This is a genomic window from Actinomyces sp. ZJ308 (genome assembly GCF_011752065.1).
Taxonomy (GTDB): Bacteria; Actinomycetota; Actinomycetes; order Actinomycetales; family Actinomycetaceae; genus Actinomyces.
The window spans coordinates 23,454-32,188 of sequence record NZ_JAAIJY010000037.1 but is presented as its reverse complement, the minus strand read 5'-3'; the positions used below and the strand labels follow the sequence as shown (position 1 = coordinate 32,188).

7 protein-coding genes are annotated in these 8,735 nt (G+C 66.4%); all 7 read left to right on the top strand.

All coding sequences use genetic code 11. From position 1 onward, the window contains the following. The coding region (locus HCR68_RS12630; protein ID WP_208320610.1) for a hypothetical protein at positions 1–349 on the top strand (349 nt) is incomplete at its 5' end. Next, complete coding sequence (locus tag HCR68_RS14550) at positions 343–1,569, top strand: glycosyltransferase (protein ID WP_347878334.1); 1,227 nt, start codon at positions 343–345, stop codon at positions 1,567–1,569. The genes HCR68_RS12630 and HCR68_RS14550, both read left to right, overlap by 7 nt. Positions 1,570–2,215: 646 nt before the next feature. After that, positions 2,216–4,000 carry an ABC transporter ATP-binding protein gene (locus HCR68_RS12620; protein WP_167150005.1) on the top strand — a complete coding sequence of 595 codons (1,785 nt, stop codon included), beginning with the start codon at positions 2,216–2,218 and terminating at the stop codon, positions 3,998–4,000. Between the two features lie 2 nt (positions 4,001–4,002). Next, entirely contained in the window at positions 4,003–5,742 is a 1,740-nt protein-coding gene (locus tag HCR68_RS12615; protein ID WP_167150003.1) for an ABC transporter ATP-binding protein, read from the top strand. Positions 5,743–5,940: 198 nt separating this feature from the next. Continuing rightward, a complete protein-coding gene (locus HCR68_RS12610) occupies positions 5,941–6,894 on the top strand; it encodes an ABC transporter ATP-binding protein (protein WP_208320608.1) in 954 nt (317 codons plus the stop codon). Positions 6,895–7,057: 163 nt separating this feature from the next. Then, on the top strand, positions 7,058–7,786 hold the full coding sequence (locus HCR68_RS12605; protein ID WP_167150011.1) for an ABC transporter permease: 729 nt from the start codon (positions 7,058–7,060) through the stop codon (positions 7,784–7,786). 119 nt (positions 7,787–7,905) lie between these two features. Then, complete coding sequence (locus HCR68_RS12600) at positions 7,906–8,721, top strand: TetR/AcrR family transcriptional regulator (protein ID WP_208320607.1); 816 nt, start codon at positions 7,906–7,908, stop codon at positions 8,719–8,721. Positions 8,722–8,735 lie beyond the last annotated feature (14 nt).

Below are 8,735 nucleotides of genomic sequence, written 5' to 3'. Positions count from 1 at the left end.
CCGCCTGTCCACGATCCGCGACGCCGACACCATCTTGGTCATGGAGCACGGCGACATCGTCGAGCAGGGCAACCACGATCAGCTCATCGCCGCCGACGGCACCTACACCCGCCTCCACAACGCCCAGCTCACGGGCAACGCCACCACCGGTTCTAAGACGTCCACATTCAGTGCTTCGTCCAAGCCTCCACAATGGAACTGGAGGACAGCTGTCTTGGCGTCGTTGTCAGCAGCACCGCTGTCGGAGGCCGCCTGCTGGGCCATGGCTCATAGCTCCTCCGGAGTAAGGAATGAGGATATGACGGCCACGATAGAACTCCCAGCCTTGAGAAGGGGTGCTGAATGGTGAAGGTCCTTGCGGTTGTTCTGGGTTCTGAGGGAGATGTGTCTCCGTTCATCGTATTGGGGAGGCGTCTCGCTGAGCAGGGTCACGAGCTGGTTATCGCGGGATTCCAGGAGTTCGCCGCTCGCGTAGAGGCGGCTGGAATTGACTACATCGCTGTTCCTGGAAGCTGTGAGCAGCTCATGAGGCGTCTGATGGGTGATGTTGAGGGCGTAGCGGATGCAGTTCGAGGTGTTCGCGAGATGCTTGGTGACCCAGGGATGTTCGATGCCCTGGACGGGGCCGTGAGCGACGTGGACGTCGTCATGTACAACCAGTTCGCGGAAGTGGTGCGTCTTCTTTCCGCGGCAGCGGGTGCGCCGTGTGTGCGTGTGCAGGTATACCCCAGTGATCCTTGCCGTTCATACAGCTTAGTTGACCCCCGCCGTCATGACGGCACATGGCGGGCTCCAGTCCTGCACCGGTTGTCGAACCTCATGATGGGGTGGGCGATGGCTCCGGTATTGCGCGCGTGGAGGCGCCGTCTAGGTCTTTCTCGTTGGGCCGCTCGGAGGGGCGGCAGAACGCTCTACCAGTTCAGTCCTTCGCTCAATCCGCCGGATCCTGCTTGGGGGAAGAATGTGTGTGTGACCGGGGAATGGCTCGATAGCTCCTCGTCATCCGAGTGCCTTGATGAGCAGGTGGAGGACTTCCTCGGTCGCGGAGATCCTCCGTTGCTCGTCACCTTCGGCAGTGTGGTCTCCTCCCGTCTACCGCAGGCTCGGGCCTGGATCCAAGAGATTCTGATGGAACGGGGATTGCGGGCGATTATTGTTGACCCCAGCCGCCCTGGCGGCGAGACGGGTGGAGTTCTTGGTGTTGCGAGGGTTCCGTACGGCGCTGTGCTACCGCGCTGTCGCGGGATGATCTGCCATGGTTCCTTGGGTGCTACCGGGGCCGGGGTGCGTGCCGGTGTGCCGTGCTTGGCGATTGCTTTCGGGGGAGATCAGCATTTTCATGCGCAAACCGTATGTCGTAACGGGCTGGGACCGGACTATATCGATGCTCAGCGAGGAGAGCTGACGCGCCCTGTTCTTGTCTCGCGCATCGAGGAGCTCGTGAACGGTTCCTATGATGAGGCAGCGCATGATTCGGCTGGTCGGACGGCGGAGGATCCGGGAGTCGAGGCGGCCGTTGACCTGCTGCTTGAGCTCTCCTCCGCTGGTGGTAGCCGATCTCGGGCCTGATTCAACGGTGCTCGGGCGGCGCGTCACCGCGCCGGCCGTGCTGGCCGCGCTGGCCCCGCTCTCATACCCCGGCTGACCCCGGGGACGTCGACGTCGATCATCGGACCGTCAGGCGCCGATCCAGCTCGCTGGTGACCACTCCGCAAGGCTCCGGAGCCGTGCCCCGGCGGTGCGCTCGACCGTGTTGACGGCCGGTTCGACCGGCTCAGCCTCTCAGCGTCGAGGAAGAGCTCTTTGATGAGCCGGCTGCCGGTGGGATCGGAGGCCACCGTCCCAGCATCTGCGAGATCCCGTCACCCGGGCCAGCGACCCGCAGGACCTTGAGCCGGTAGCACCGCCGGCCCGCCTGTCCGCTGCATCCTGCCTGATTTCCGCCCACCAGCGGGTATATCCCGGTATCCTTCACCAGGAAGGTGTCCCTCCTCCGGGACGCTCGGATCTCAACCGCCCGCATTATTCCAGTCGAAACTGGTATCTTTCACCCCTCATTCAGCACCCCGGCGATGAAATCCTGCGGTTAACATATGTTCTCGGTCGAGAGCTGCTCTTTCGCGAGATCTGTCATGGTTCTACCCCGGGGCGGCGCCGATTAGGCATGATCAATCATTCTTGGGGTGATCAAGGAACCTGAGGAGAGAACGGCGACATGACAGTTACTGTCAACGAGCTCATCAGACCCGCACGACGGGCCATGGTCGTGTCGGGAGTACTGACCGCCATGGGCGCCCTGATGTCCATCGTCCCCTTCGAGGCCCTGCGCAACATGGCGGCCATCTGGCTCGGTGAGGTCTCCCAGGCGGGGTGGCGGGCGAACCTGTGGGTCTGGGCGGCGATCGCCGTCCTCGGTCTCTTCGCCTCCCAGTTCTGCTACCTGTCTGGCCTGGGACTCACTCACGTGGCCGAGGCCAGGCTCCGCCACGGTCTTCGCCAACGGGTCGTCGATGCGCTCAGCCGCCTGCCACTGGGAAAGGTGGCTCAGATACCCCACGGCACCATCCGCAAGATGGTCTGCGATGACACGAGCTCCATCCACACCCTCGTGGCTCATGTCCCCGGTGACGTCACCAACGCCGTCGTCGCCGCGGTGGCCGGCATGGCCTACCTGATGTGGATCGACTGGCGCCTGGCGTCCGCCCTGCTCGCCGTGTGGGCGCTCGCCCTGGTGGTCATGGCGCTCAGCCTGGCCAAGGTCTCAAACATCACCGAGCGCTTCGGCGTGGCCCAGACGGCCCTGTCCGCCGCCACCGTCGAGATGATCGAGGGGATCAAGGAGATCAAGGGCTTTCAGGCCACCGACGCCTCCCGCACCCGGTTCAGCCAGGCCCGCTCCGAGTTCTCCCGGCTGTCGTACGAGTGGTTGAGCCGCTCGGGTCGAGGGATCAGCGCTATCGGTGCCGTGATGCGGCCTTCGACGGTCTTCACCACGGTCGCTGTACTGGCCGTCCTGTTCACCTCCCAGGGATGGACACCGCTGTCGTCGACCCTGCCCTTCTTCCTGCTGGCTCTCGGGCTGCCGGAAGGAACCCTGATCCTCATCGGACTGGCCCAGCACATCTACGAGTCCAGAATGGCCGCCCAGTCCACCGCCGACCTGCTCTCCCAGGAACCGATGCCCGAGGGGAGCCACAACGAGGGGGAGGGCCGGGCCCCCGGTCAGGTCGAGGTCGACGACGTCACCTTCTCCTACGAGACGGGTTCTCCGGTGCTGCGAGGCGTGTCCTTCACCGCTGAGCCCGGGACCGTCACCGCCCTGGTCGGCCCCTCAGGCGGTGGAAAGTCGACCCTGGCCCGTCTCATCGCCCGTTTCTACGACGTCGACGACGGCACCGTGCGCGTCAGCGGCGTCGACGTGCGTGAGGCGACCTTCCCCTGGCTGCTCTCGCGAGTGGCGATCGTCCTGCAGGACGTGGCCCTCGCCCACGAGTCGGTCCATGACAACATCGCCCTCGGGCGCCCCGGAGCCACCCGCGAGCAGGTTGAGGCCGCTGCTCGAGCCGCCTGCATCCACGAGCGCATCACGCGCCTTCCCCGCGGCTACGACACGGTGCTGGGGGACGAGGGCGGGTTCCTCTCCGGCGGTGAGCGGCAGCGCGTCACCCTGGCGCGCGCCTACCTCCAGGACGCCCCGGTCCTCGTCCTGGACGAGGCGACCGCCCAAGCCGATCCCGCCTCCGAGCGGGACATCCACCAGGCCCTGTCCCAGCTGGCCGCCGGACGAACCGTCATCATCATCGCCCACCGCCTGTCCACGATCCGCGACGCCGACCAGATCCTCGTCATCGACGCCGGACGCATCACCGAGAGAGGCACCCACGACGAGCTGCTGGCGGTCGGTGGTCGTTACGCCGCCATGTGGCGAAGCCAGGACCTGAGTGAGGGCGCGGAGGCCGCGGCTCTGGCCGGCTCAGCCGGCGGGAGGGAGGAGAAGTGACCATGTGGAAGCTGCTGATGCGGATCGTCAACGCCGCCGAGATGCGGGTGATCACCACCTGGTTCATGGTCTCCGCGCTCCTGCAGGGAATCACCCTGGCCCTCATGATCCCCTTCCTGCGCGCTCTCTACTCACGCTCGGAGTCGGTCAACGGCTGGCTCGTCGCCGTGGTCATCCTGGGGGTCCTCACCGTCGTCGTCGATACCTTCGCCATGTACCGCTCCTACCGGGTCAGCGTCTTCGAGGTCTGCGACACGATGATCGACCGCATCGCCGAGCACGTCCTGACCCTGCCCCTGGGCTGGTTCAACGCCGAGCGCGAGGCCGCCGTCGTCAACGCCACCTCCAAGGAGGTCAACACCGTCTCCCACCTGGCCTCCATGGTGATCCCCAATATCTGTAACGCCTTCATCGTGCCGCTGGTGATGCTGGTGGCCACGGCCGTCGTCGAATGGCCCCTGGCCCTGATCATGGCGGCCACGATCATCCCGCTGACCCTCATCTGGCGGCGCATGGGCGTGGCCACCACCCACGCCAATGAGATGGAGGACCGCACCTCCTCCGCCGCCGCCGGCAGGCTCATTGAGTTCGCCCGCCTCCAGCCGGTCCTGCGCGCCTCCGGAGTCACCGAGACCGGCTGGGAGCCGGTGCGCACCACCCTCGAGGCCGACGCGGAGTCCACACTCGACGGTCTGCGCGTCAAGGGTCGGCCCGGCCAGTACTTCAACTTCGTCGTCCACACCTCCTTCGCCCTGGTCCTGGCCGCCGGGCTGTCGCTGGTCAGCGGTCACCGGCTCGACGTCATCGGCTACCTGGCGATCATCACGGTGACCGCGCGCACGCTCCTGCCCCTGACCAAGGCGGCCATGTACGCCTCCGAGCTCGACAACGCCAAGGTGGCCCTGAGCGCGGTGAGCTCCATCCTGGACGCCCGCCCACTGCCCGACCCGGAGCCCGGCCAGGAGGTCCTTCCTGAGGGGACGACCATCACGTTGTCGAATGTCTCCTTCGCCTACGACGAGGGACGTCCGGTTCTGGGCAACGTCTCCCTGACCGCCCCTCAGGGGAGAGTCACCGCCCTGGTCGGTCCGTCGGGCGCCGGTAAGTCCACGATCCTTCGACTGGCCGCCCGGTTCTGGGACGTCGACGACGGGATGGTCGCCATTGGCGGGGCCCCGGTGAGATCCATGCGAACCGCGACGATCATGGGTATGACCTCCTTGGTCTTCCAGGACGTCTACCTGTTCGACACCACCATCCGGGAGAACCTGCGCATCGCCCGGCCCGAGGCCACTGACGCCGAGCTTGCCGAGGCCGCCCGCCGCGCCCGTCTGGACCGCGTCATCGAGTCGCTCCCGCACGGGTGGGACACCCAGGTCGGTCCCGGTGGTCTGAGCCTGTCCGGCGGGGAGCGTCAGCGCGTCGCCATCGCCCGCGCCTTCGTCAAGGACGCCCCGATCCTCCTGCTCGACGAGATCACCTCGGCCCTGGACGGGGAGAACGAGTCCGCGATCACCGAGGTGGTGCGCGAGCTCTCCGAGGGTCGCACCGTCATGGTGGTGGCTCACCGCCTGTCCACCGTCCGGCAGGCCGACGAGGTCATCTTCCTCGAACCGACCCAGTCCGGCGCCCGCGTGGCCCAGCACGGTACGCCCCACGAGCTCGCGACCGCGCCCGGTCCCTTCCGCGAGTTCATCGAGGCCTCCACCGCCTCCTCACGCTGGCACATCCGGCAGGGGTGAGGCGGACCGGGGTCTCAGACGCGACAGAACCATGGAGAACGCTGTCCCATACTGATCGGTATGGGACAGCGTCCCAGTTCCTGCCTGGAAACCTCGAGGAAACACTGTCTGGTACAGTGAATACCAACCGGTATGAACTTGGTGGGTATCGGTTTGAGACGCCGGTGCCGGACAGAGATGGAAGGAGGAGACCTCTTCGTGGACTGCGTACTGACCATTGAGGATCTTCACAAGCACTTCGGAAGCGGATCGCACACGCTGAGAGCCAACGCCGGTGTCACCATGCGGGTGGGCGCCGGTGAGGTGGTTGGACTTCTCGGACACAACGGCGCGGGTAAGACCACACTCGTCAACCAGGTGGTGGGACTGCTGCGTCCAACCTCCGGGCGCATCACTCTCGACGGCGTTGACGCCATCGAGCATCCCGCTGTCGCCCGCCGCCTCACCAACGTCCAGGCGCAGGCCAACGTGCCGATCACGGGTCTGACTCCACTGGTGGCCATTGAGCTGGTAGGGCGTTTGCGAGGAGGTCGTCCTCGTCAGACCCGCAGGCGTGCCGAGGAGCTCATTGAGGCCCTCGACCTGGGGGAGTGGGCGACGACTCCTGCGCAGAAGGTCTCTGGTGGAGTCGCCCGCCTGACGGCATTCGCCATGTGCGCCGTCGTCCCCGGACGGCTGGTCATCCTCGATGAGCCCACCAACGACGTCGACCCGGTGCGCCGCCGCCTGCTGTGGGACCAGATCCGTCTGCTGGCCGATACCGGGTCCGCGGTCCTCCTCGTAACCCACAACGTACGGGAGGCCGAGCGAGCAGTGGACCGGCTCACCGTCCTGGACCACGGCCACGTCATCGCCGAGGGAACTCCTGCGGCACTCGTGGCCGGTCACGGATCGTCCTTCGTCCTGGAAGTCAGTCAGGTGCCCGGCCGCCGGCTTGAGCCACCGGCAGGCATGAGTCTGACGCGGCACGACGCCGTACGAGCGGTCCTGCCGATCACGGAGGGACAGGCGGTGCAGGCCGTGACGTGGGCCGCTAAGGCCCTGGAGCGCGGCATGATCGAGCGCTACGAGCTGGCTCCGATCTCCCTGGAGGAGGTCTACGTCGACCTCACTCGGGGTGCGCACGAGGAGCCTCTTCGCGGTGCCGCATGAGCTCCGCGAAGGAGCGCCAATGATGCCCCGCCTGCACCCAGTACGGAAAGCGCCGTCGAGTAAACCACTCAGGGAGGAACCGATGCCCCATACAACCAGCGCACTCGTTCAGGAAGACTCCGCCGCCCCGGTGAACCACGGAGAGCTCATCCGGGCAGCACCGATGCGAAGCCAGCTCGGCCTGCTCATCCAGTGGCAGTTTCGCCGCAGCCTGCCCATGCTTCCCCTCTTCATCATTGTCCAGACGCTGCTGTCCGTCTCAATGGTCCTGGGGTACGGGCTCATCGCGGGCCATCCCGGTCATGAGGCGAGTCTTTACCTGGCCGGTGGTGGACCAACGATCGCCCTCGTCTCGCTGGGGCTCATCATGACGCCCCAGTGGGTCTCCCAGTCGCGCACCGAGGGCAGCCTGGACTGGATGCGCACCCTGCCCGTCCCCAGGGTCGCCTTCCTCCTGGCCGATCTTGCGATCTGGACTGTTCTGGCGCTTCCCGGACTGGTCCTGGGCGTCCTCGTCGCCAATGCCCGCTTCGACGTCGATCTTGCTCCACGGTGGTGGCTGGTCCCCGGTGCCGTGCTGGTCGCCCTGACAGCAGCCTGCATCGGCTACGCCATCGCCACGCTCCTGGCTCCGGCGCTGGCCCAGATCCTCTCCCAGGTGCTCGCCTTCGGCATCATGCTGTTCTCGCCGATGAGCTTCCCCGCCGACAGGCTCCCCGGCTGGGCGCAGGAGGTTCACCGCTGGCTGCCCTTCGAGTCCATGGCCCAGGTGGTGCGTGCCGGGCTGTTCCCCCATGATTCCACGATGCCCGCCCGTTCCTGGGCTCTACTGGGAGGATGGTGCCTGGTAGCCGTTGTTGGAGCGTCGTGGGCCCTGGGAAGGCGGCCCTGAACCGGCGAGGAGCATGGACCGGCATGCATGACCGGTCGCAGGTCCACGGCCCCTGAGAAAGACCCTGAGAAGGAGCCGCTGAGAGCCGCTTTCTGAAGGGCCTCATCTACAGTGGGGACATGACCACCAGGAGCTCCGCCCACGGACAGGGCAGTGACAGTGACTCCGGGGACTCCGGGGACTCCGGGGCCTCTGCCTCCGACGACATCAGGGAGGCGACCCGCGCTCTTAACGAGGCGATCAGCGCCTTCTCCCGCGTGGTGGAAGCAGCAGGTCAGGGGGCACTGCGCACCAGCGAGAATGCGGTATCGGCCTCACTGGAACGTGCCTCTCAAAAGCTGGCCACCGCGTCCACAGCGGTCAGTGGCGCTGCCTCCGGGCGGAGAGGTGGACGACGTCGGAGCGAGGAGACCAGGGCGCGGATCCTCGCCGCGGCCAGGGAGGTCTTCGCGGCCAAGGGCTATGAGGGTGCCTCGGTCAGTGATATCGCCTCAGCCGCGGGGTTCACCAAGGGCGCCTTCTACTCCTCCTTCTCCTCCAAGGAGGCCCTGTTCCTGGAGGTCGTCACCTGTGACGACGATGGCGCGAGCCAGATGGGTCAGGAGGTGAGCCCCGACCAGTGGGGCGAGCAGCTCCAGGAGCTCCCCATCGAGGACGTCGTCCTGCACCTGGAGACCTGGCTCTACGCGATACGCCATGAGGACTCCAGGGACAGGCTGACCGGCGCCTGGCGACGCTGGCTGAAGGAGACCTCCGTTCAGGTGGCCCGTTCCCGCGGGCGCGGCGAGCCGAGCCGGCAGGACGAGGAAACCGCGTTCGGACTCCTCGCCGTGAGCATCTTCGGTCGTGTGAGTGCAGCGGCCACCTCCTCGGAGGAGATCGAGCCCATCATTCAGCGCCTGTCTGAGCGTCTCCTCGGCAACGGCACCGACTGACCCGCCGCGCCCGA

Coding starts and splice junctions, on each gene's coding strand:
- HCR68_RS14550 (WP_347878334.1), top strand. CDS start 343: ATGGTGAAGGTCCTTGCGGTTGTTCTGGGTTCTGAGGGAGATGTGTCT.
- HCR68_RS12620 (WP_167150005.1), top strand. CDS start 2,216: ATGACAGTTACTGTCAACGAGCTCATCAGACCCGCACGACGGGCCATG.
- HCR68_RS12615 (WP_167150003.1), top strand. CDS start 4,003: ATGTGGAAGCTGCTGATGCGGATCGTCAACGCCGCCGAGATGCGGGTG.
- HCR68_RS12605 (WP_167150011.1), top strand. CDS start 7,058: ATGCGAAGCCAGCTCGGCCTGCTCATCCAGTGGCAGTTTCGCCGCAGC.
- HCR68_RS12600 (WP_208320607.1), top strand. CDS start 7,906: ATGACCACCAGGAGCTCCGCCCACGGACAGGGCAGTGACAGTGACTCC.